Origin of the sequence: Ferrigenium straubiae, assembly GCF_051257895.1 — a bacterium.
Lineage (GTDB): Bacteria > Pseudomonadota > Gammaproteobacteria > Burkholderiales > Gallionellaceae > Gallionella > Gallionella straubiae.
The window spans coordinates 1,691,756-1,711,679 of sequence record NZ_CP194331.1; the positions used below are offsets into that span (position 1 = coordinate 1,691,756).

A 19,924-nucleotide genomic window follows, 5' to 3' on the forward strand; every position below is an offset into this window, starting at 1 on the left:
CCTAAAGCGCGTCTGTGCCGGACTCGCCGGTGCGGATGCGGATCACCTGATCGAGGTCGGACACGAAAATTTTGCCGTCGCCGATCTTGCCGGTGTGCGCGGATTTTTCGATGGCTTCCAGCACCTGTTCCAGCAGGCCTGCTTGCACGGCGGTCTCCAGTTTTATTTTTGGCAGGAAATCCACCACGTATTCCGCGCCGCGATACAGCTCGGTATGGCCCTTTTGCCGCCCGAAGCCCTTGACCTCGGTGACGGTGATGCCCTGCACGCCGATCTCGGAAAGCGCCTCGCGCACTTCGTCGAGCTTGAACGGCTTGATGATGGCGACGACCATTTTCATGACTATCTCCTCTGCGAATCTAGAATGCGCGTGTCACCGACAATACGGCAACCCCCTTGCCCCAGTCACCGCCAAACGCGGGATAGGTGTAGAACGGACTGGCGTTGGTGTCGGTATAGGCCGCGGTCACCAAATAGCCGCTGAAATCCCTGGACACGCTCAGCTTGTAGTCGGTATAGGTCGGCGTGTTGGCGAAGGCTGCGGCGGCGGCATCCTTGTAGGTCTGTCTGCCCGCGTGCGCGCCGAAGGTGAAGCCAGTGCCCCCCAGGGGAACGCTGGCGTTAAGCTCAAAGTAGCTGGTGCCCACCGCACCCGGAACAGTCAGGAACTGCCCCAGTCCATAGGAGTACTTGGCGGCGACCCACTTGTAGCCGAGCGCGCCATAGACCTCTTCGGTATCGGCCTTGGCAAAACCGGCCGCGGCGGTGTAGCTACCAGGATAGTTATAACGGATGAAACCGACATCGTAAGTAAAGTCACCTGCAAAGCCGTTGCGGAAACCAAACCAGGTATCCAGTTCCAGGGTGACGCTGCCGGTCGCCACCGCGCCGCTGTCGGCGATCCAACTCACGTTCGAACCCCATACGCCCGCGTACAGGCCGCTGGCATGGGTATAGTCGATGCTGCCCTGCAGCGCCGGATTGTGGGAGGCCTGCGAAATGCCGCGAAAAATATAGTCGGTGGTGAAGCCGATGTTTGCGCTGAAGACATGCGGAGACGGTGGCGCATCCGCCATGGCCATGCCGGATGCCGCCGCCAGCAGCAAAAATAACAGTTTGTGCTTCATCACGTTTCCTTTTCTCGAGTCAAGAACGAGAGGAAAAATCTCCACGTCCCTTCCTCAGCAGGATGCGTGCCAAACTGAATTATGTTTGAATTACACTATGTTGCGGGCTAGGCAGCACCTGCCGGAGCGAGCCAATGCATGTTCCTGGTGCGTATCGGAAACACCCTCGCACCCATGAGGTGCGGCAAGCAAACGCTTAACTTGCTACACTTCGGGGCGCATCAACTACGGGAGAACAAACCATGCCTGATACAAAAATTTTTGACGACCTGTCCGCCAAGATCAGCGAACTGGTGAAGAACAGCCCCGCCAGGGACATCGAGAAGAATGCCCGCGCCATGCTCATGCAGGGCTTCGCCAAGCTGGATCTGGTGACGCGCGAAGAATTCGACGTCCAGGCACAGGTGCTGGCGCGCGCGCGCCAGCACCTCACCGCGCTGGAAGCGCGCGTCGCGGAACTGGAAGCGCAGCGCAACACCGCCGCAAAGTAATTTATGAGCGCCTCTGAAAACTCAGAGGTAACTTCATGAGCTTGGCTGTTCTCTACAGCCGCGCTTTATCCGGCATGGAGGCCGCGCTGGTCACCGTCGAGGTGCACCTCGCCAACGGCCTGCCAAGCTTCACCATCGTCGGGCTGCCTGAAACCGAGGTCAAGGAAAGCAAGGACCGCGTGCGCGCGGCCTTGCAGAACTGCCAGTTCGATTTTCCGGCGCGCCGCATCACCGTCAACCTCGCCCCCGCCGACCTGCCCAAGGAAAGCGGACGCTTCGATCTGCCCATTGCGCTCGGCATCCTCGCCGCGACCGGCCAGATTCCCTCCGACCGACTGAATGATTATGAATTTGCCGGAGAGCTCGCGCTGACCGGAGAGCTGCGCCCGATCCGCGGCGCGCTGGCGATGACCTATCGCGCCTCGAACAGCGGGCGCGCCTTTATCCTGCCGCAGGCCAATGCCGCCGAAGCCGCGCTGGTGGAGGAGGCAACCGTCTATCCGGCGCAATCGCTGCTACAGGTCGCCGCGCACCTCGCCGGACGCGAAGTCCTCGCGCCGTATGACAGCCCACCGCAGAGGGTCGCGCCGCATTACCCGGACATGCGCGAGGTGAAAGGCCAGGCGCAGGCCAAGCGCGCGCTGGAGATCGCCGCTGCCGGCGGGCACAGCGTGCTCATGGTCGGCCCGCCGGGTACCGGCAAGTCCATGCTGGCGGCGCGCTTCCCCGGCATCCTGCCGCAGATGTCCGAGGAAGAAGCTCTGCAGAGCGCGGCGCTGCAATCGCTCGACGGCAGCTTCGACGTGGCGAAGTGGAAGACCCGCCCCTACCGGTCGCCGCACCATACCGCGTCCGGCGTAGCGCTGGTCGGAGGCGGTGGCAACCCGCGCCCCGGCGAAATCTCAATGGCGTTGCACGGCGTGCTGTTCCTCGACGAGTTGCCGGAGTTCGAGCGCAGCGTGCTGGAAGTGCTGCGCGAGCCGCTGGAATCCGGGCGCATCACCATCTCGCGCGCCGCGCGGCGCGCTGATTTCCCCGCGCAGTTCCAGCTCATCGCGGCGATGAACCCGTGTCCCTGCGGCTACCTCGGGCACTACAACGGCAAATGCCGCTGCACGCCCGACCAGGTCTCACGCTACCGCAACAAGATTTCCGGGCCGCTGCTGGATCGCATCGACATCCAGATCGAAGTGCCCGCCGTTGCGCAGGACGATTTGCTCAACAAGGCGGACGGCGAAGTCAGCGCCGACTTGCAGGCGCGCGTGGAAATCGCAAGGCAACGCCAGCTCGCGCGCCAGGACAAGGCCAACGCGCAGCTTACGGTGACTGAGATCGACGAGTTATGCGCGCCGGATGAACAGGGCGCCGTGCTGCTGCAACAGGCCATCAGCCGCCTCAATCTCTCCGCGCGCGCCTACCACCGCGTGCTCAAGGTTGCGCGCAGCATCGCCGACCTGGAAGGGGTTGACGGGATTGAAACCAGACATATTGCCGAGGCGGTGCAGTACCGGCGGCTGAATCTCTAACTAGAACGGCGGCTCACTCGCCAGCGCCAATGGCTCGCCGCCCAGCGGATGGGCAAAACTCAACGCGCTGGCATGCAGCATCAGTCTCTCCGCCCCTTGACCGTACAGCGCATCGCCGAGGATGGGATGCCCGATGGCCGCGAGATGCACGCGCAACTGATGGGTGCGGCCGGTGACCGGCTCCAGCTCCACGCGGGTTGTGCACGTATCCCGCTCACCCTTCGATACCCCAGGGCGAACGTCCTCGCCATACCCCAGCACCCGATAGCGCGTGAGTGAGGGCTTGCCCAACTCATGATCCACCTTCTGCCGCGGGCGGTTCGGCCAATCGCCGGCCAGCGGCAGGTCGATCTCAGCGGATAGAGACTCCACCCTGCCCGCCACCACCGCCACGTAACGTTTTTGCACTTCGCGCTTGCTGAACAGATGCGACAGGCGGCGCTGCATCTCCGCGCCGCGCGCGAACAGCAGCAGGCCGGAGGTCGCCATGTCCAGGCGGTGCACGACCAGCGCGTCGGGAAACTCGGCCTGCACGCGGCTCGCGAGGCAATCCTGTTTGTCCGCGCCGCGCCCCGGCACCGCAAGCAGCCCGGCGGGTTTGTTCGCCACGATGAGGGATTCGTCCTGGTAGATCAGCGCGAGGCCGTGAGGGTGAGGGTGAGGGTGAGGGTGAGGGTGAGGGTGAACAGGTTTCAAGAAGGACAGCCGGTTGCCGGAAAGACCATCAGTCTTTTTCGGATGGCGCCTGGGGCGGGTGGTTTTCTTGCGGTTGCGGCTCGCCGCCGCCCCATCCCCCGGCGGGACGGTTCTTGCTCTGGTCCGCCCAGACGAAGCGGCCGAACAGCACGCAGCCTTTCATGCCCGGACTGCAGGGCAGGTCGTTCACCTTCTGGCATTTGCCTTCGTGTTCGTGCGGACATCCCCAGGAGCTCATGTGCTTTTCATTTCCCCGTCAAATTCTGACCTTGTGCGCCCAACTCTAGCACACTCGCCTAACGCATCCCGCCCGGCGCACGCCAGACGCCGGTGATCGGCCTCTCCTGCGCGCTCTCGCCCAGAGGGGGCAAGCCATACATCCCGGTGAGGGTGCGCAGCAGGGTGTAATGGTTGATGCGCTGCGCGGACCTGCCGGGCTTGACCATCGCGCCGGCGAAGATCGTCGCGATGCGGTTGTCCTCCGAGCCGTCGTCCTCATCCCAGGTCACGATCAGCAGGCTGTTGTGCGTCATCGCCCATTGCGCATAGGCCTCGATGTTCCGCGCCAGCCAGGCATCGCCCTGCGCGATGCTGCCGTCGTGCATGTCGTTGAGCTGGTTGGGCACCACCAGCGCCACGGCGGGCAACTGCGCAAAGTCCTGCGGAAACGCGTCGAACGGCTGGTTGAACGCCGCCAGTTCCTTCCAGTTCGCCAGCGGATTGTGCTTGCGCACATACGCGCCGTAGATGCAGCCCTCGAATCCCGCCTCCGGCATGGACTCCGAGTAGCTGACGAAGTTCAGTCCCTGCGCAATCAGGGCGCCGGCAAGATTCTCGCCGCCCAGTTCCAGCGGGCACGCATTGCTGCCGATGCCGCGCGTGGTGCCGGAAAACAGCGCGAGATAATTCGGCTGGCTGGGATGCGCAACGCCGCGCGACCGGGTGAACAGCACGCCACGTTTGGCGAGCGCATTGAGATAGGGCGCCTCGCGGTTGCCGATGATCTGCGAGAACGACCGGTTCTCTTCCACCACGATGACGATGTGATCGGGGCGCGGCAGCGCATCGGCGGCCAGCGCGCTTTGCGCCAGCAACATCAGGGCAAGAACGAAACGCATCAGGCTTTCTTCACAAACTCCGTCTTCAACTGCATCGCGCCGATGCCGTCGATCTTGCAGTCGATGTCATGGTCGCCGTCCACCAGGCGGATGTTCTTCACCTTGGTACCCACCTTGACGACGGAAGACGAGCCCTTGATCTTCAGGTCCTTGATCACCGTGACCGTGTCGCCGTCGGCCAGCACGTTGCCGAACGCATCCTTGTACACGCGCTGCTGCTCGCCGCCCTCGGCGGGCGCGTCTTTCGGCCACTCGTGCGCGCACTCGGGGCAGACGTAGTTGCCGCCGTCCTCGTAGGTGAATTCGGAACTGCATTTGGGACACTTGGGTAGACTGCTCACGACTAAACTCCAGTAATAAAAATTCGATGCGGGTGTACGCTAATGGTAATCGTCTTCGCGCTGATGGCGCACGGCGATGATCGTCACGGTTTCATTGTCCTCGATTTCGAACAGCGCGACATAGCCTGCGCCACCGAACGGAATCACCAGTTCGCGCAGCAAGGCATTCTCTGCAATGGCCTTGCGGCAGGTGAACGGGAATTGCTGCAACAACTCGATGCCTGCGGCGATGGTCTTGCGCGCGTGCTTCGCGGCCTGCAAGTCTTGTTCTGCGATGAAGACAAAGAGCCGTTTCAAATCCTCCTTGGCTTCCAGGGTGTAGCGAACCCTGTAGCTCACTTGCGCGCTTTCTTCCTCGCATCGGCAAGCACGCCATCCAGCTCCTGCAGCACTTCCTCAGAGGAAAAATAGACTCCGGATTTTTTTGCGGCATCGCGCGAAGCCAAGCCGCGCGCGATGAACTCCTGCTGCGCGCGGCGCAGCTCCACGTTGCGCCGCACCGCATCCTCGACAAACGCGGAAAGCGTCTCGCCCGGACGCAGCATCTCCTCGGCGGCCTGCCGGAGTTCGGGCTGCACACGCAGCGCGGGCATGGTGGCGGTTTTCATGGCTTGCCTCGTGTATTGCAAATGTGATGCACATCATCGCCGATGCGGGCGGGAGATGCAAGACGGATGGAGCGATAGGATGGATTGACGAAGGATACCCATCAAGAGAACGATGGATATCGCGTTGCCAACCCATCCTACGTGGGCTGCCAAAGCTCCATTCTTTACAGTTAAACGTAAAAGTAAGGGGCTACGTGCTTTTGCGCAGCCTCGCTTGACCGATGGGGGGCGCGCTCACGATTGCACCATGAACGCTTCATAGGCCCACACGATGCAGAGCGCAGCCAACACCAGCCAGATTGCGATGATGACTGTACCTGCAACCCGGCTCACGGGTTTACCATTCTGGATGGTTTCCTGTGCCCGCGCCCGGCACTCGGCTAAAACTGGATAGGGGATCAATTTGATAGCCAAAGAGATACCTATTGGTATCAGAATGAGATCGTCCAGATAGCCAAGAACCGGCACAAAGTCTGGGATCAGATCAATAGGGCTGAAGGCATAAGCGACGATGCCAGCAACGAGAAACTTTGCATACCACGGTGTTCGTGGATCACGTGCAGCAAGGTAAAGAGCAAAAGTCTCCGCCTTGAGATGACGCGCACGTTTTTTTAGTTCTGCGAGTAATGCCATATCAAAAACGAACTCATCACGCCGCAATCCGTTCCAGCGGGTGGATTTTTTTCAGCACATCGGCCAAAGCTTCTTTCGCCATTTCCGTGTCATAGCGCGTCTGGCCGCGCAACCAGTAGCCGTCAGACAGGCTGAAATACCGGCACAGGCGCAAGTCAGTATCGGCAGTAATCGAGCGCTTGCCATGCACGATTTCGTTGATACGGCGTGGCGGTACGCCGATTGCTTTGGCTAGAGCATACTGGCTCAAACCAAGCGGCTTCAAAAATTCTTCCAGCAAAATTTCGCCGGGATGTATGGGAGGTAATTCACGCATGTTTTTGACTCCTGAATAGTATCTTACGGTTAGTGGTAATCCACGATCTCGACATCAACTGCGCCACCGTTTTCGAAACGGAAACACACACGCCACTGATCGTTGATGCGGATACTCCACTGCCCCTTGCGATTCCCCTTGAGCGCCTCAAGACGATTATTGGGCGGAATGCGCAAGTCTTCGAGGCTGCCAATCATATGAAGTTGTTCCAGCTTCCGGCGCGCTACCCGTTCAATGTTGGCAAACCGGGGAGCACGCTCACGATTGAACAGTGCTTCAGTTTCGCGGCATCGAAAGGATTTAATCATGCGCACATATTAACGCGTCGCGTTAATATGTCAAGCCCGCGCGAAATATGACTTAGATGCTGACCTTAAAAATTCGCGAGGAGGGATAGATGCAAGGCGCACGGAGCTTTGCATGGCCATTCGACTAGGCTGACAAAATACGCCAGCCAAGTCGCTGGTCAACGCAGAAACCGGAATGTACTTAAGGTACATGAGGATTTCGAGTACCGCGCAACGCCGCATAACCAGCCACTTGGCTGCTGTATTTTGGCAGCCTAGTGGAATGGCTAGTAGTTCCATCAGACGCCCTCCGCAGCAATTTTTACAGCTTGTACCCCCGGTGCACCGCCACTACGCCGCCGGTCAGGTTGAAGTACTCGACGCGCTCCAGCCCGGCCTCCTCCATCATCTGCTTCAGCTCATCCTGCCCCGGGTGCATGCGGATGGATTCGGCGAGGTAGCGGTAACTGTCGGAATCGTTGGCGACGAGCTCGCCGATTTTGGGCAGCAGCTTGAACGAGTAGGCGTCGTAGATCGGTTCCAGCGGTTTGGCGATTTTGGAGAACTCCAGCACGATGACGCGCCCGCCCGGACGGATCACGCGGCACATCTCGCGCAGCGCGGCGTCCTTGTGCGTAACGTTGCGTAGGCCGAAGGCGATGTTGGCGCAGTCGAAGTAGTTGTCGGGAAACGGCAGGTGCTCCGCGTCGCACTGCGCGGTCGGCGTGGCGATGCCTTCGTCGAGCAGGCGGTCGCGACCGACGCGCAGCATCGCGTTGTTGATGTCGGTAAGCACGACCTGGCCGCTCGCGCCGACCTTCTTGAGGAACAGCCGCGACAGGTCCGCCGAGCCGCCCGCCACGTCGAGCACGCGCTGCCCCTCGCGCACGCCGCTGACGCCGACCGCGAAGCGCTTCCAGATGCGGTGCAGCCCGACCGACATCAGGTCGTTCATGATGTCGTATTTGCTCGCGACCGAGTCGAACACGCCCGCGACGCGTTTGGCCTTTTCTTCCTCGGCGACGGTTTCAAAACCAAAGTGGGTTTCAGCCATTTCCATACTCCTTAAATGCGTCGCTGAATTTCAGCGGGTCGTGCTCATAGCGAACGTATCTTGTTCAGCAGCGCGGTGGTGGAGCGCTCGTGCAGGAACGGGATGCTGTGCACCTTGCCGCCCCAGCCCTGCACCTCGCGCGCGCCGACGATGTTTTCGATCTGCCAGTCGCCGCCTTTCGCCAGTATGTCGGGGCGTGAGGCGAGGATCAGGTTCAGCGGCGTATCCTCGTCGAACGGCACCACCAGGCTGACCGATTCCAGCGCGGCGAGCACCGCCATGCGGTCGTCCTGCGGGTTGACCGGACGGTCGCCTCCCTTGCCGAGACGCTTCACCGAGGCGTCGCTGTTCACCCCCACGATCAACGCCGCGCCCAGCGCGCGCGCCTGCGCGAGGTAGGTCACATGGCCGCGGTGCAGCACGTCGAAGCAGCCGTTGGTGAACACCAGCGGGCGCGGTAGCATGACGGCGCGCTCGGCGAAGTGTTCCGGCCGACACAGCTTGTGTTCGAAGATGGGGGCCGTGTACATCTATGGCGCCTCGAAAAACCGTAGCGAGCAGTTTGAGTGCAAGGCGCACGGAACGGAGCGACGAGACATATCGAACAGATAGGCGAGGAAGCGAGTACCGCGCAACGCCGCAATCAAACTGCGCAGCAGGTTTTCCGAGGCGTCCATTTAATCGAGGTATTCGAACAGCCGTACCACGCGCTGCACACCGCCGGTGGTGCTGGCGATTTCGGTGGCTGCGTCGGCCTCGGCACGCTTGACGAGGCCCATCAGGAACACCGTGCCGTTTTCCGTGACCACCTTGACGTGTTCGGCGCTGAAGCGCTTGTCCTGCATGAAGCGCAGCTTCACGTCCGAGGTAACCACGCTGTCGCTGCTGCGCGAAGTCAGCGAACTCGGGCTGGCGACGACCAACTCATTGCTCACGTTGCGCACGTTCTCAACGCCGGCCACCAGCCTGCCGATCTCGGCCTTCACCACCTCGCTCGGCGCTTCGCCGCTGACCAGCACGTTGCGGTTGAAGCTCGTGACGTTGACGTGCACCTTGTCCTTGTACTGCTTGCCGATCTGGCTGGATGCCTTATTTTCAATCGCTTCGTCATCGATGTAGGCTCCGCTGGTGCGGCGATCCTGCACCATCATCACGCCGGTTCCGACACCGGCGGCGACCACCGGAAAACAGCCTTGCAGCGAACCGGCCGCAAGCGCGAGCAACAGCAGGGAAACGATACGCATGTCTATTCTCCTAACAGTAGATAATCGATCACGTCGCACAGGCAGTGCAGGGTGAGCAGGTGAACCTCCTGGATGCGCGCGGTGTTCTTCGCATTCACGCAGATCAGCACGTCGCCGTCGCGCAGGGCGCCGGCCATCTCGCCGCCGTCGCGCCCGGTCAGCGCGACCACGCGCATGCTGCGCTCATGCGCCGCGTGGATCGCCGCGACCACGTTCGGCGAGTTGCCGCTGGTGGAAATCGCCAGCAGGCTGTCGCGGGGCATGCCGAGCGCGCGCACCTGCTTGGAAAATATCTGGTTGAAATCGTAATCGTTGGCGATGGAAGTGAGCACCGAGCTGTCCGTGGTCAGCGCGACCGCCGCCAGCGGGAGGCGCTCCTTCTCGAAGCGGTTCACCAGCTCCGCCGCGAAGTGCTGCGCATCGGCCGCCGAGCCGCCGTTGCCGCAGCACAGGATCTTGCCGTCATTGGCGACGCAGTCGAAAAAAACCTGCGCGGCTTCCGCGATGGGCTTAGCCAGCTCTTCCTTGACCTTCAGCTTGAGTTCTGCGCTGTCCTTGAAATGCTTGATGATGCGCTTGCCTATATCCATTGTTATTGTCCCTGCGATGAGCGCGAATATTAACCGAATCAGGCCTCGAACGCATTCCTGAGCCATTCCACGCCGCCCTCGCCCATCAGCACGGCATCGAAGCGGCACGGCGGGATATGCGCGAGGGTGGCGAGATATTGCTGCGCGGTGCGGACGATGCGCTGTCGCTTGCGCGCGTCGATGCTGGCCGCCGCACCGCCAAAGCCGGCATTGCGCCGCAGGCGCACCTCGACGAACACCAGCGTCGTACCGTCTTGCATGATCAGGTCGATCTCGCCGAAGCGGCCGCGGTAGTTCTGCGCCACCGGCTTCAGCCCCTGCCCCTGCAGGTATTGCGCAGCCAATTGCTCGGCCTGCGCGCCGCAATCATTCATGGTTTTCCCAGCCGCGGCTCGGGAATGCCGGCGCGGCAGGTGCGGTCTGCAGATGGCGGGACTGCACCTGCCCCTGCGCGAAAACCGCGGGAACCGCCGTGCGCTGGAAGACATGGCTGTTGAGTTCGATGCGTCCGCTCACCCCGTCCAGCGGCAGGGTGGCGTCGACCTTGCCGGCCAGCAGCAACTGGATCAGGCGGAACGCATCGATGCCCAGCGCATAGAGCCGCTCGTTATCGGCGGAAAGCAACGAGATGGGGCGCGGATAGACCATCACCGCGGGATGGTCGGCCTGCAGCAGCCACGGCATGTCCACGAAGCGGATGCCGTGCAGGTCGTAATTGACCAGGTTTTCGCTGTTGCCGATAAAAATTTGCGAGGTGGCATAGATCGGCAACTTGTTCGGCAGATAGGGGCGGATCAGGCGCGCCTTTTCGGCATCGGCGGCGAGGAACACCACCGTGCCGGCCGCCTCGGCAATGTCGGCAAGCACCGCGGGATCGCCGTCGTATTCGATCTCACGCGAGATCGTGCCGCCCGAACGGTGCCATTCCTCCTCGAAGGCGAACTGCAGCCGCTTGGAAAGCTGCTCGCGCGTGGTGATGACGATGGCCCACTGCAGCCCCTCATGCATCGCCAGTTGCGCGGCCTGCCGCGCCTCGGCTTCCACCGCCATGCCGAAAAAATACAACTGCCCCACAGGCGCGGTTTCCGCCATGTTCAATGCCAGGGTCGGCACCGGAATCTCCTTTTCCGCCGCCAGCACGCCGACGCCGTTGCGCGTCAGCGGCCCCACCACGGCGCGTGCACCATCGGCGACTGCCTGGCGATACAGCGCGGCGATGTCCTTGCCCTCGTCGAAGCAGCCATACACCCGCACCGGCAGCTTCCCCGGCAGCTGCATTTCCAGATCGGCTGCGGCCTCGAAACCCTGCCGCACCGCGTCAGCGGCGGAACCGAAAGCTGCCGATTTCAGCGGCAACAGCAGCGCGATATGCGGTACGGGCTTCGCGTCGTCCGGAGGCGGCACTTCGCCGGCCGGCGCGCCCTCGGTGGCGCAGGCCATGCTGCTCACGTATAGTGCGAGCAGCGCCGACAGCCAGAGGAATGCACGTTGCATAGCGAATATCCGGAAAAATTGGAACCAGCATTATATGTAGTTGCCACCCCGATTGGAAACCTGCGTGACATCACGCTGCGCGCGCTGGACGTGCTGGCAGCGGCGGATGTCGTCGCCGCGGAGGACACGCGCAACACCGCGCACCTGCTCACGCAGCACGGCATCAACGCGAACCGGCTCATGGCAGTGCACCAGCACAACGAGAAGGGTGCAGCGGAGAAAATCGTCGCGCTGCTGCAGGCGGGGCAGAGCGTGGCCTTCGTCAGCGATGCGGGAACGCCCGCCGTCAGCGACCCCGGCGCGTTGCTGGTGCAGGCGGTGCGCGCAGCGGGCCTGCGCGTCATCCCGGTTCCCGGCGCGAATGCGGCGATCGCGGCGTTGTCGGCGGCAGGCCTGGCCGAGCCGCATTTCCTGTTCTATGGTTTCCTGCCCAGCAAGTCCGCCGCGCGCCGTACCGCGCTCGAATCCCTGCGCGACCAGGCCTGCACGCTGGCGTTCTACGAGGCCCCGCACCGCATCGTCGAATGCGTCGCCGATTTATGCGAAGTGCTGGGCGGGGAGCGGCAAGTCGTGCTGGCGCGCGAGATCACCAAACTGTTCGAGACGATCCATGCCTGCCCCTTACGCGATGCCGGGGCATGGCTGATGTCTGACAGCAACCAGCAGCGCGGCGAGTTCGTGGTGCTGGTTTCGGGTGCTGCGCCGCAACCCGGCTTGTCCGCCGAAGCAAGGCACACCCTGGAAATTCTGCTCGACGAGCTGCCGCTCAAGCAGGCGGTGCAGCTCGCCGCAAAGATCACTGCGGCGAGCCGCAACGAGCTGTATCAGCTCGCGCTGGAGATGAAACCTAGTTGACGATCTTCCAGGAGCCGTTCGGCTGGCGGCAGGCAGTTCCGTAGGCCTTCTCCTGCTTGCCGCTGACGGTGACTGTCGTCTGGTATTCGCGGCAGTTCTCGCCGTCGCTAGTCTTGAAGGTGCGGGTCGGCGTTGCAGAAACATCGGCGCCCGTATTCGGGTTGCGCCAAGTGCTGGCCTGATGGTCGCGGTTGTATTCCAGCGCGGACTGTGCCTTGCGCTCATCGTTCTCATCCATGTAGCGCCCCATCTCGCTGCCCACGAGCGCGCCGAGCAGCGTCCCGGCAATGATGGCGGCGGTGCGGCCTTCCCCGCCGCCGACATTGGAACCCAGCACGCCGCCCAGAGTGCCGCCTATGACCGCGCCGCTCTCCTGCTTGGTCTGGCAGGCGGCCAGCGTCACGGACAAGACGGAGAGAAAAAGCATGATCAGGATTCTTTTCATGATGGCACCCCTTATGTGGAATTCGGCGCTCCAATCATAGGGGGTCTCTTGTCGGCGTTATATGCGGGTAATTGCGTATTTTGGAGCCGGCAAGATGCTGAAAGCGGTGTCAGGCCCCAAGATATTCCAGCAGCGCCTGCGCGTTGTTGTGCCCGGCATCCTTCGCCGCGTAGACGAGTGTGGCGCTTCCCCTGCCGAGCGCGGCCCGCAATTCGGCGACAGTTTCAGGCTGCCGGTCGAGCTCGGCAAAGTAACGCCGCCGGAACTCCGGCCAGCGCTCGGGCTGGTGCGCATACCAGCGCCGCAGTTCCGTGGAAGGCGCGATGTCTTTCAGCCACAGATCTACGGCGGCCTTATCCCGGCTCAGGCCGCGCGGCCACAGCCGATCCACGAGAATGCGGATGCCATCGGCTTTTTCCGGCGCCTCATAGGCGCGCTTGATCTGCAGTTTCATGGCGGCAGGGCTGGTTCCCGAATGTTACGCAACCACCTTAACCCGGATCGCCGATGGAGAGCAATACACTGAAAAGCGTAAGCAGGAGCATCGAGAATAAGGTTGTATTTCAAACAAGCGTTTGATATTCTGCCCGGCTTGCAGCGCACCGTTTCATCGGAACGCCAGGGGGAAGGCAGCTGCTTTTCAGACAATTAAAACAGGATACCGAACATGGCAACTCCAACCAGGCCGATAGCTTACACCCTCCTTCTGACCGCCCTGCTGGCGGGCTGCGGCGGGAACGACAAGGGCGCGCCGCCCGGTGGACCGGGCGCAGGAATGCCGCCCCCCGAGGTGGACGTGATCACGGTCGCCGCGGGCAGCGCGACGCTCACGCAAGACCTGCCGGGGCGCTTGCAGGCGTACCGCACGGCGCAGGTGCGCGCGCGCGTCGAGGGCGTGATCGAGAAGCGGATGTTCCAGGAAGGCAGCGACGTGCAAGCGGGCGCGCCGCTGTTCCAGATCGACGCGCGCACCTATCGTGCGGCGGCCGAGGCGGCCCGCGCGGACCTCGCGATCGCGCGCCAGACCGTCGAGCGCTACCAGCCGCTGCTCGAAATCAAGGCGGTCAGCCAGCAGGAATACGACCTCGCGGCGGCCAAACACAAGCAGGCCGAAGCCGCGCTGATCCGCGCCGAGGAAGACCTGGAAAACGCCAGCGTTCCCGCCGCGATCTCCGGGCGCATCGGCCGCGCGCAGGTGACCGAGGGCGCGCTGGTCGGCAAGGGCGAGGCCACCCTGCTCGCGACCATCGAGCAGCTCGACCCGATCTACGTCAACTTCACCCAGCCCGGCGCGGATGTGCTGCGCCTGAAACAGGCTGTCAAGGCGGGCATGCTCAAACACGCCGAATCCGCCAGCGTGGAGATGTTGCTGGAAGACGGCAGCGCCTATCCGAAAGCCGGCAAGATCTTCTTCACCGACATGGCGGTCGACCCGAACACCGGCGCGGTCAGCCTGCGCGCCGAGTTCCCCAATCCGCAGCGCGAACTGCTGCCCGGCATGTTCGTGCGCCTGCGCTTCCCGCAGGCGCAGGCGGACAACGCCATCCGCGTGCCGCAGCGCGCCGTGCAGGCCAACCCGCAGGGGCAGTTCGTGATGATCGTAACCCCCGACGGCAAAGCAGCGCCGCTGCCGGTAAAAACCGGCGGCATGGCGGGCAGCGACTTCATCATCGCCGAGGGTCTGAAGGGCGGCGAGCAGGTCATCGTGAACGGCCTGCAGAAGGCGCGCCCGGGCACGCCGGTGAAAGCGGTACCGGCAAACGGTGCGCAGAAGAAAGCAGAAGACAAGGCAACGCCGCCTGCTGCAAACGGCAAGTCATAAGGGACACCCATGTTCTCCAGATTCTTCATTGACCGCCCGATCTTCGCCTGGGTCATCGCGATCCTCATCACCTTCTCGGGCATCCTCGCGCTGCGCGCCCTGCCGGTCTCGCAGTATCCGTCGGTGGCGCCGCCCACGCTGAACATTTCCGTCACCTACCCAGGCGCATCGGCGCAGGTGGTCGAACAGAGTGCGGTGCAACTCATCGAGCAGGAGATGAACGGCATCGAAAACCTGCTCTACATGGAGTCCAGCTCGCAGGTAAGCTCCGGGCAAGTGTCGCTGACCTTCCGCCCCGGCACCGACATCCAGTTCGCCTCGGTCGAGGCGCAGAACCGCATCAAGCGCGTGGAAGCGCGACTGCCGGACGACGTGCGGCGGCTCGGCGTGACCGTGACCCGCGCCGGGCGCAACTTCGTCATGGTGGTCGCACTGACCTCGCCGGATGGGCGCCTGAACGCCGTCGATCTCGGCAGCTACGCGAGCGCCAGCGTGCTGGAGCCGCTGCTGCGCGTGCCCGGTGTGGGCGAAGTGCTGCTGTTCGGCACCGAGTATTCGATGCGCATCTGGCTCAAACCCGACCGGCTGGAAGCCTATGCCATCTCCCCCGCCGATGTCGGCCGCGCGGTGCGCGCCCAGAACGCGCTGCTGCCGCTCGGCGAAGTGGGCCAATTGCCGGCAGCAGCGGGGCAGGAGGTCAACGCCGTGATCGGCAGCCGCGGGCGCCTCACCACGCCCGATGAATTCGGCGACATCGTCGTACGCGCCAATCCGGACGGTTCCGCCGTGCGGCTCAAGGACATCGCGCGCGTCGAACTGGGCGCGCAGGATTACAGCCGCTCCTCGCGCCTCAACGGCCAGCCCATCGCCGGCATGGCGATACGCATCACGCCGGGAGCGAATGCGCTGTCGACCACGCAGGGCGTGCGCGCCAAGATGCAGGAACTGTCGCGCTACTTCCCGCAGGGCGTGGACTGGACGGTACCCTACGACACCACACGCTTCATCGAACTCTCCATCCACGAAGTGGTGGTGACCCTGCTGGAGGCCGCGGCGCTGGTGGTGCTGGTGATGTTCGTGTTCCTCGGCAGCTGGCGCACCACGGTGGTTCCCGCCGTCGTCGTGCCGGTATCGCTCATGGGCGGGCTGCTCGGGCTGTACGCCTTCGGCTTCTCGATCAACGTGCTCACGCTGTTCGCGATGGTGCTCGCGATCGGCATCGTGGTGGACGATGCCATCGTGGTGGTGGAAAACGTCGAGCGCAACATGCGCACCAACCATCTCGACCCGCGCGCGGCAACCATACAGGCCATGAAGGAGATCACCGGCGCGATCATCGCCATCACGCTGGTGCTCATGGCGGTGTTCGTGCCGATGGCCTTCTTCGGCGGCTCCACCGGCGCGATCTACCGCCAGTTCGCCGTCACGCTGGTAGTGACCATGGCATTCTCCGCCCTGCTCGCGCTCTCGCTCACCCCGGCGCTGTGCGCGAGCCTGCTCAGGCACGACCCGGCAAGCGCAGAGCGCGGCTTCCACGGCCGTTTCAACCGCTTCTTCGGGCGCGTCACGGAACGCTATGCCGGCGGAGTCGATTACACCATGCGCCGGCTGCTGCGCTCCCTCGCGATCTACGTCGTGATCGTCATTGCTGCCGCCTGGACCTACGTGAAGCTGCCCGGCAGCTTCCTGCCGGAGGAAGACCAGGGCTACATCGTCACCGCCATCCAGCTGCCGCCCGCGGCGACGCGCGAGCGGTCGCAGGCCGTGCTGGAAGCGGTCGAGCAGTTCTACCTGAAGCAGCCGCAGGTGGACAAGGTGATCGGGGTGCTGGGCTTTTCCTTCTTCGGCAACGGCCAGAACATGGCGCTCTCCTTCATCAAGCTCAAGGACTGGGACGAGCGGCCGGGCAAGGAAAACTCGGCGCAGGCGCTGGTCAGGCGCGCCAACATGGAGTTCTTCCGCATGAAGCAGGCCATGCTGTTCGCGATCAACCCGCCGCCAATCCCGGAACTCGCCTCGGCCGGCGGCTTCGACTTCCGGCTGCAGGACCGCGGCGGGGTCGGGCGCGACAAGCTGCTCGATGCGCGCAACCAGGTGCTGGGCATGGCGATGGGCGACAAGCGCCTCGCCGCGGTGCGCCCCGAAGGCCAGGAACCCGCACCGCAGCTCTTCTTCGACATCGACCGCGACAAGGCGGAGACGCTGGGCATCAGTTCCACCGACCTCAACGACACCCTGCAATCGCTGCTCGGCGTGTCCTACATCAACGACTTCGTGCGCCAGGGGCGGGTGCTGCGCGTGCAGATGCAGGCCGAGGATACGACGCGCCGCAGCGAAGCCGACCTGTTGCGCACCTCGGTGCGCAACAGTGCGGGACGCATGGTGCGCCTCTCGGAGTTCGTCAGCACCAGATGGGTGGCGGGCTCGGCCAAGCTCGACCGCTACAACGGCCTCGCGGCGATGAAGATCTCCGGCGCGACCGCGCCGGGCGTGTCCAGCGGCGAGGCGCTCGCTGCGATGGAAGCCATCGCGCAGAAGCTGCCGCCGGGCATCGGCTTCGAGTGGTCGGGCATCTCGTCTGAGGAGAAAGTCTCCGGCCAGCAGGCGCCGCTGCTGTTCGGCGTATCGCTGCTGGTGGTGTTCCTGGTACTCGCCGCACTGTACGAGAGCTGGTCGATCCCGCTCGCGGTGATGCTCGCCGTGCCGCTCGGCGTATTCGGCGCGCTGGTCGCGGTGGAGTTGCGCGGCCTGCCCAACGACGTGTACTTCAAGGTCGGACTGATCGCCATCATCGGGCTGTCCGCGAAGAACGCCATCCTGATCGTCGAATTCGCGCGCCGTCTCGAAGACGAGGGACGTGAGCGCCTCGCGGCTGTGCTGGAAGCCTGTCGCCTGCGCCTGAGGCCGATCCTGATGACCTCCATCGCCTTCGTCGCCGGCGTATTCCCGCTGGCCATTTCCACCGGCGCGGGCGCCGAAAGCCGCCGCGCCATCGGCACCGGCGTCATCGGCGGCATGGTCGCCGCCACCGTGCTCGCCATCTTCCTGGTACCGGTGTTCTTCATGGCGGTGCGGCGCATCTTCCCGGGGCATGCACGCAAGCATGCCGAACATGAGGAGAACCGCCATGAGTAAGAAATTTGCAATTGCCGCCATCACGCTGGTGCTGGCCGGCTGCTCGATGACGCCCGACTACCAGCGCCCCGCCGCGCCGGTCGCCGCCGCGTGGCCAGGCAACGCCCAGCCGGGCGGCGCACGCCGCGTCGCGGACACCGACTGGCAGCGCTATTATCCCGACCCGCGCCTGCAAGGCCTGATCGCCGCCGCCTTGGAAAACAACCGCGACCTGCGCATCGCCACGGCTCGCATCGCGGAGGCGCGCGCGCTTTACGGCGTGCAGCAGGCCGACCGGCTGCCGAACTTCAGCGCCACCGCGGGACGCAACGCATCGCTGACCCCGGCGGGCGCGTCGGCGTTCAGCCCCAATGCGATCCACACGCAGCGCTACGACGTGGGCATCAGCCTGGTGTCGTTCGAACTGGATTTCTGGGGGCGGGTCGCAAGCCTGAGCGAGGCCGCCAAGGCCGGCTACCTCGCCACCGAGGCCGCACAGCGCGCCTTCCGCCTGTCGCTGATTGCCGACGTGGCGAATGCCTACCTGTCGCTGCTGGAACTGCGCGAACGCGCGCAGCTCGCCGCAATGACTGCCAGAACGCGTAGCGAAACCCGCGAGCTGACCCTGCGCCGCCGCGACGTGGGCGTGGCCGGCGACCTGGATTTCCTGCAGGCGGACGGCGCGTACCAAGCCGCCGTCGCCGAGCGCGCCAATCTGGAACGCCAGGAGGCCGCCGCTGCAAACCTGCTCGATACGCTGGTCGGTCAGCCGATGGCGCAGATGAAAGACCTGCCCGCTGCACGCGGCCTCGCCGAGCAGGGCATCACCCCCGACCTGATCGCCGGGCTGCCCGCCGAGGTGCTGCTGCAGCGCCCCGACGTGCTGGCCGCCGAGCAGCGGCTGATCGCCGCGAATGCCAACATCGGCGCGGCGCGCGCCGCCTTCCTGCCGCGCGTCACGCTGACCGGCAGCGTCGGCACCGCGAGCCGCACGCTCGCCGGGCTGTTCGAGCCGGGCAGCGGCGCGTGGAGCTTCCAGCCCGCCATCAGCATGCCGCTGTTCGACGCGGGGCGCACCTCCGCCAACGTGGATATCGCCGAGGCGCGCAAGGTCATCGCGGTCGCGGAGTACGAGAAGACCATCCAGCAGGCGTTCCGCGAGGTCGCCGATCTGCTCAATGCGCGTGAGAAGCTCGCCGAGCAGCTTGCCGCACAGCAGGCCAACGCCGCGGCGCAGAGCCGGAGGCTGAAGCTGGTCGAGGCGCGCTACGGAGTGGGCATCGCGAGCCACCTCGAAGTGCTGGACGCGCAGCGCGAAGCCTTCACCGCGCAACAGGGCACGCTGCAGGTGCAGCGCACGTTACTGTCGGCCGCCGCGCAACTCTACAAGGCGCTCGCGGGGCAGGGCGCGCCGCAGGAAGCAGGCAAATGACGGCCAGCATGTCCGCCAGCGAACAAACCCGCGCGCGACTGCTGGATGCGGCACGCGAGACGTTCTCCGAGCATGGCTTCCAGGGCGCGACGGTGCGCGAGATCTGCCGCCGCGCCGGGGCGAACGTCGCCGCGGTCAGCTACCACTTCGGCAGCAAGGACGACCTGCTCGCCGAGGCGCTGAACTTCGCGCAGCTCAGGTCGTTGCAGGCTGACAATCTCGATTCCGGCGCAAACCCCGAGGAACGCCTGCGCCTGTTCATCCGCGACTTCATGCTGCTGTTGCTGGACGAGAAGAACCCTTCCTCGCAATGCCGCATGATGGCGCGCGAACTGGCCGATCCCTCGCCTGCGCTGGACAAGATCGTGCGCGAGGCAATCGCGCCGCTGCATGAATTCCTCTACAGGCTGCTGCGCGAAATTGCCGAAAAAAATGCCGGGGAAGCCGAGTTGCGCCGCTGCGTGCACAGCATCTTCGGCCAATGCCTGTATTACCGCCACTCGCATCCGGTGCTGCAACGCCTGCACCCCAGGCTGCGCTACAGCCGCAAGGAAATCGAGGCGCTGGCCGGACACATCGCAGACTTTTCCCTCGCGGGCGTAGCGCATCTCTCGGGGAAAAGCGCGGATAGTGCTTGAGTTTACTCAAGCTCTCCAACGTGGAATGTGCTGCGCACCCTTACAGGTGCAACCGCGCGAAAGATGCCAAGCAGGCGCTGAACCAACAGGCGC

The 19,924-nt window shown here is 63.9% G+C and carries 26 protein-coding genes; 7 read left to right on the forward strand and 19 right to left on the reverse strand.

The genetic code is table 11. The features are described 5' to 3' along the window. Position 1: 1 nt before the first annotated feature. Both ACRRNM_RS08105 and ACRRNM_RS08110 read right to left on the reverse strand, forming a co-directional pair. Entirely contained in the window at positions 2 to 340 is a 339-nt protein-coding gene (locus ACRRNM_RS08105) for a P-II family nitrogen regulator (protein ID WP_435627722.1), read from the reverse strand. A gap of 19 nt (positions 341 to 359) precedes the next feature. Then, positions 360 to 1,127 carry a TorF family putative porin gene (locus ACRRNM_RS08110; RefSeq protein WP_435627723.1) on the reverse strand — a complete coding sequence of 256 codons (768 nt, stop codon included), beginning with the start codon at positions 1,125 to 1,127 and terminating at the stop codon, positions 360 to 362. A 242-nt stretch (positions 1,128 to 1,369) separates the two neighbouring features. Between ACRRNM_RS08110 and ACRRNM_RS08115 the strand changes: the two genes are divergently transcribed. Further along, positions 1,370 to 1,618, forward strand: a complete 249-nt coding sequence (locus ACRRNM_RS08115) for an accessory factor UbiK family protein (protein ID WP_435627724.1) — start codon at positions 1,370 to 1,372, stop codon at positions 1,616 to 1,618. A gap of 35 nt (positions 1,619 to 1,653) precedes the next feature. Next, complete coding sequence (locus tag ACRRNM_RS08120) at positions 1,654 to 3,144, forward strand: YifB family Mg chelatase-like AAA ATPase (RefSeq protein WP_435627725.1); 1,491 nt, start codon at positions 1,654 to 1,656, stop codon at positions 3,142 to 3,144. Here the strand turns inward: ACRRNM_RS08120 and ACRRNM_RS08125 are convergent, their stop codons facing one another. The 15 genes from ACRRNM_RS08125 to ACRRNM_RS08195 all read right to left on the reverse strand — a co-directional run bounded on the left by ACRRNM_RS08125 (position 3,145) and on the right by ACRRNM_RS08195 (position 11,525). Next, a complete protein-coding gene (locus ACRRNM_RS08125; protein WP_435627726.1) occupies positions 3,145 to 3,753 on the reverse strand; it encodes an RluA family pseudouridine synthase in 609 nt (202 codons plus the stop codon). A 115-nt stretch (positions 3,754 to 3,868) separates the two neighbouring features. Then, complete coding sequence (locus ACRRNM_RS08130; protein WP_435627727.1) at positions 3,869 to 4,078, reverse strand: hypothetical protein; 210 nt, start codon at positions 4,076 to 4,078, stop codon at positions 3,869 to 3,871. Between the two features lie 58 nt (positions 4,079 to 4,136). Further along, positions 4,137 to 4,958 carry an alkaline phosphatase family protein gene (locus ACRRNM_RS08135; protein ID WP_435627728.1) on the reverse strand — a complete coding sequence of 274 codons (822 nt, stop codon included), beginning with the start codon at positions 4,956 to 4,958 and terminating at the stop codon, positions 4,137 to 4,139. Beyond that, on the reverse strand, positions 4,958 to 5,299 hold the full coding sequence (locus tag ACRRNM_RS08140) for a zinc ribbon domain-containing protein YjdM (RefSeq protein ID WP_435627729.1): 342 nt from the start codon (positions 5,297 to 5,299) through the stop codon (positions 4,958 to 4,960). Before ACRRNM_RS08140 ends, ACRRNM_RS08135 begins: the two co-directional genes overlap by 1 nt. 39 nt (positions 5,300 to 5,338) lie before the next feature. After that, positions 5,339 to 5,638, reverse strand: a complete 300-nt coding sequence (locus tag ACRRNM_RS08145; RefSeq protein ID WP_435627730.1) for a type II toxin-antitoxin system RelE/ParE family toxin — start codon at positions 5,636 to 5,638, stop codon at positions 5,339 to 5,341. Next, positions 5,635 to 5,907 (reverse strand): YlcI/YnfO family protein, encoded by a 273-nt coding sequence (locus ACRRNM_RS08150; protein WP_435627731.1) that lies wholly within the window; start codon positions 5,905 to 5,907, stop codon positions 5,635 to 5,637. Before ACRRNM_RS08150 ends, ACRRNM_RS08145 begins: the two co-directional genes overlap by 4 nt. Positions 5,908 to 6,141: 234 nt before the next feature. Continuing rightward, the gene (locus ACRRNM_RS08155) at positions 6,142 to 6,540 is read right to left on the reverse strand and encodes a YkvA family protein (protein ID WP_435627732.1); all 399 of its coding nucleotides are present in this window, start codon (positions 6,538 to 6,540) and stop codon (positions 6,142 to 6,144) included. Positions 6,541 to 6,556: 16 nt separating this feature from the next. Then, on the reverse strand, positions 6,557 to 6,856 hold the full coding sequence (locus tag ACRRNM_RS08160; RefSeq protein WP_435627733.1) for a HigA family addiction module antitoxin: 300 nt from the start codon (positions 6,854 to 6,856) through the stop codon (positions 6,557 to 6,559). Positions 6,857 to 6,885: 29 nt separating this feature from the next. Further along, positions 6,886 to 7,164 (reverse strand): type II toxin-antitoxin system RelE/ParE family toxin, encoded by a 279-nt coding sequence (locus tag ACRRNM_RS08165; protein ID WP_435627734.1) that lies wholly within the window; start codon positions 7,162 to 7,164, stop codon positions 6,886 to 6,888. A 301-nt stretch (positions 7,165 to 7,465) separates the two neighbouring features. Beyond that, positions 7,466 to 8,197, reverse strand: coding sequence for a bifunctional demethylmenaquinone methyltransferase/2-methoxy-6-polyprenyl-1,4-benzoquinol methylase UbiE (ubiE, locus tag ACRRNM_RS08170; protein WP_435627735.1), 732 nt, complete (start codon positions 8,195 to 8,197; stop codon positions 7,466 to 7,468). A 44-nt stretch (positions 8,198 to 8,241) separates the two neighbouring features. Continuing rightward, positions 8,242 to 8,727 (reverse strand): D-glycero-beta-D-manno-heptose 1-phosphate adenylyltransferase, encoded by a 486-nt coding sequence (gene rfaE2, locus ACRRNM_RS08175; protein ID WP_435627736.1) that lies wholly within the window; start codon positions 8,725 to 8,727, stop codon positions 8,242 to 8,244. Between the two features lie 147 nt (positions 8,728 to 8,874). Then, positions 8,875 to 9,441, reverse strand: a complete 567-nt coding sequence (locus tag ACRRNM_RS08180) for a BON domain-containing protein (RefSeq protein ID WP_435627737.1) — start codon at positions 9,439 to 9,441, stop codon at positions 8,875 to 8,877. Between the two features lie 2 nt (positions 9,442 to 9,443). Continuing rightward, complete coding sequence (locus ACRRNM_RS08185; protein ID WP_435627738.1) at positions 9,444 to 10,031, reverse strand: phosphoheptose isomerase; 588 nt, start codon at positions 10,029 to 10,031, stop codon at positions 9,444 to 9,446. A gap of 38 nt (positions 10,032 to 10,069) precedes the next feature. Then, complete coding sequence (locus ACRRNM_RS08190; protein WP_435627739.1) at positions 10,070 to 10,405, reverse strand: YraN family protein; 336 nt, start codon at positions 10,403 to 10,405, stop codon at positions 10,070 to 10,072. Beyond that, positions 10,398 to 11,525, reverse strand: a complete 1,128-nt coding sequence (locus tag ACRRNM_RS08195) for a penicillin-binding protein activator (protein WP_435627740.1) — start codon at positions 11,523 to 11,525, stop codon at positions 10,398 to 10,400. The genes ACRRNM_RS08190 and ACRRNM_RS08195 overlap by 8 nt, the downstream gene beginning before the upstream one ends. Positions 11,526 to 11,543: 18 nt before the next feature. Here ACRRNM_RS08195 and rsmI point away from each other — a divergent pair, with 18 nt between their 5' ends. Further along, complete coding sequence (rsmI, locus tag ACRRNM_RS08200; protein ID WP_435627741.1) at positions 11,544 to 12,380, forward strand: 16S rRNA (cytidine(1402)-2'-O)-methyltransferase; 837 nt, start codon at positions 11,544 to 11,546, stop codon at positions 12,378 to 12,380. Here the strand turns inward: rsmI and ACRRNM_RS08205 are convergent. Both ACRRNM_RS08205 and ACRRNM_RS08210 read right to left on the reverse strand, forming a co-directional pair. Beyond that, a complete protein-coding gene (locus ACRRNM_RS08205) occupies positions 12,373 to 12,825 on the reverse strand; it encodes an RT0821/Lpp0805 family surface protein (RefSeq protein WP_435627742.1) in 453 nt (150 codons plus the stop codon). The two genes, rsmI and ACRRNM_RS08205, sit on opposite strands and share 8 nt — an antisense overlap. Positions 12,826 to 12,934: 109 nt before the next feature. Further along, on the reverse strand, positions 12,935 to 13,279 hold the full coding sequence (locus ACRRNM_RS08210; protein WP_435627743.1) for a DUF488 domain-containing protein: 345 nt from the start codon (positions 13,277 to 13,279) through the stop codon (positions 12,935 to 12,937). Positions 13,280 to 13,492: 213 nt separating this feature from the next. Here ACRRNM_RS08210 and ACRRNM_RS08215 point away from each other — a divergent pair, with 213 nt between their 5' ends. From ACRRNM_RS08215 to ACRRNM_RS08230, 4 genes are read left to right on the forward strand one after another with little or no spacing between them, the layout of a single operon-like run. Further along, on the forward strand, positions 13,493 to 14,647 hold the full coding sequence (locus tag ACRRNM_RS08215; RefSeq protein ID WP_435627744.1) for an efflux RND transporter periplasmic adaptor subunit: 1,155 nt from the start codon (positions 13,493 to 13,495) through the stop codon (positions 14,645 to 14,647). 9 nt (positions 14,648 to 14,656) lie between these two features. Then, positions 14,657 to 17,782 (forward strand): efflux RND transporter permease subunit, encoded by a 3,126-nt coding sequence (locus ACRRNM_RS08220; protein ID WP_435627745.1) that lies wholly within the window; start codon positions 14,657 to 14,659, stop codon positions 17,780 to 17,782. Beyond that, positions 17,775 to 19,193, forward strand: coding sequence for an efflux transporter outer membrane subunit (locus ACRRNM_RS08225; protein ID WP_435627746.1), 1,419 nt, complete (start codon positions 17,775 to 17,777; stop codon positions 19,191 to 19,193). The genes ACRRNM_RS08220 and ACRRNM_RS08225 overlap by 8 nt, the downstream gene beginning before the upstream one ends. Further along, complete coding sequence (locus tag ACRRNM_RS08230; RefSeq protein ID WP_435627747.1) at positions 19,190 to 19,831, forward strand: CerR family C-terminal domain-containing protein; 642 nt, start codon at positions 19,190 to 19,192, stop codon at positions 19,829 to 19,831. Before ACRRNM_RS08225 ends, ACRRNM_RS08230 begins: the two co-directional genes overlap by 4 nt. Positions 19,832 to 19,924 lie beyond the last annotated feature (93 nt).

What these genes read in the sequence shown, in the direction of transcription:
- ACRRNM_RS08225 (WP_435627746.1), top strand. Translation starts at nt 17,775, where the DNA reads ATGAGTAAGAAATTTGCAATTGCCGCCATCACGCTGGTGCTGGCCGGC.
- ACRRNM_RS08220 (WP_435627745.1), top strand. Translation starts at nt 14,657, where the DNA reads ATGTTCTCCAGATTCTTCATTGACCGCCCGATCTTCGCCTGGGTCATC.
- ACRRNM_RS08130 (WP_435627727.1), bottom strand. Translation starts at nt 4,078, where the DNA reads ATGAGCTCCTGGGGATGTCCGCACGAACACGAAGGCAAATGCCAGAAG.
- ACRRNM_RS08120 (WP_435627725.1), top strand. Translation starts at nt 1,654, where the DNA reads ATGAGCTTGGCTGTTCTCTACAGCCGCGCTTTATCCGGCATGGAGGCC.
- ACRRNM_RS08205 (WP_435627742.1), bottom strand. Translation starts at nt 12,825, where the DNA reads ATGAAAAGAATCCTGATCATGCTTTTTCTCTCCGTCTTGTCCGTGACG.
- ACRRNM_RS08210 (WP_435627743.1), bottom strand. Translation starts at nt 13,279, where the DNA reads ATGAAACTGCAGATCAAGCGCGCCTATGAGGCGCCGGAAAAAGCCGAT.
- ACRRNM_RS08115 (WP_435627724.1), top strand. Translation starts at nt 1,370, where the DNA reads ATGCCTGATACAAAAATTTTTGACGACCTGTCCGCCAAGATCAGCGAA.
- ACRRNM_RS08105 (WP_435627722.1), bottom strand. Translation starts at nt 340, where the DNA reads ATGAAAATGGTCGTCGCCATCATCAAGCCGTTCAAGCTCGACGAAGTG.
- ACRRNM_RS08110 (WP_435627723.1), bottom strand. Translation starts at nt 1,127, where the DNA reads ATGAAGCACAAACTGTTATTTTTGCTGCTGGCGGCGGCATCCGGCATG.
- ACRRNM_RS08155 (WP_435627732.1), bottom strand. Translation starts at nt 6,540, where the DNA reads ATGGCATTACTCGCAGAACTAAAAAAACGTGCGCGTCATCTCAAGGCG.
- ACRRNM_RS08190 (WP_435627739.1), bottom strand. Translation starts at nt 10,405, where the DNA reads ATGAATGATTGCGGCGCGCAGGCCGAGCAATTGGCTGCGCAATACCTG.
- ACRRNM_RS08160 (WP_435627733.1), bottom strand. Translation starts at nt 6,856, where the DNA reads ATGCGTGAATTACCTCCCATACATCCCGGCGAAATTTTGCTGGAAGAA.
- ACRRNM_RS08150 (WP_435627731.1), bottom strand. Translation starts at nt 5,907, where the DNA reads ATGAAAACCGCCACCATGCCCGCGCTGCGTGTGCAGCCCGAACTCCGG.
- ACRRNM_RS08230 (WP_435627747.1), top strand. Translation starts at nt 19,190, where the DNA reads ATGACGGCCAGCATGTCCGCCAGCGAACAAACCCGCGCGCGACTGCTG.
- ACRRNM_RS08180 (WP_435627737.1), bottom strand. Translation starts at nt 9,441, where the DNA reads ATGCGTATCGTTTCCCTGCTGTTGCTCGCGCTTGCGGCCGGTTCGCTG.
- ACRRNM_RS08215 (WP_435627744.1), top strand. Translation starts at nt 13,493, where the DNA reads ATGGCAACTCCAACCAGGCCGATAGCTTACACCCTCCTTCTGACCGCC.
- ACRRNM_RS08195 (WP_435627740.1), bottom strand. Translation starts at nt 11,525, where the DNA reads ATGCAACGTGCATTCCTCTGGCTGTCGGCGCTGCTCGCACTATACGTG.
- ACRRNM_RS08165 (WP_435627734.1), bottom strand. Translation starts at nt 7,164, where the DNA reads ATGATTAAATCCTTTCGATGCCGCGAAACTGAAGCACTGTTCAATCGT.
- ACRRNM_RS08135 (WP_435627728.1), bottom strand. Translation starts at nt 4,958, where the DNA reads ATGCGTTTCGTTCTTGCCCTGATGTTGCTGGCGCAAAGCGCGCTGGCC.
- rfaE2 (WP_435627736.1), bottom strand. Translation starts at nt 8,727, where the DNA reads ATGTACACGGCCCCCATCTTCGAACACAAGCTGTGTCGGCCGGAACAC.
- ACRRNM_RS08185 (WP_435627738.1), bottom strand. Translation starts at nt 10,031, where the DNA reads ATGGATATAGGCAAGCGCATCATCAAGCATTTCAAGGACAGCGCAGAA.
- ubiE (WP_435627735.1), bottom strand. Translation starts at nt 8,197, where the DNA reads ATGGCTGAAACCCACTTTGGTTTTGAAACCGTCGCCGAGGAAGAAAAG.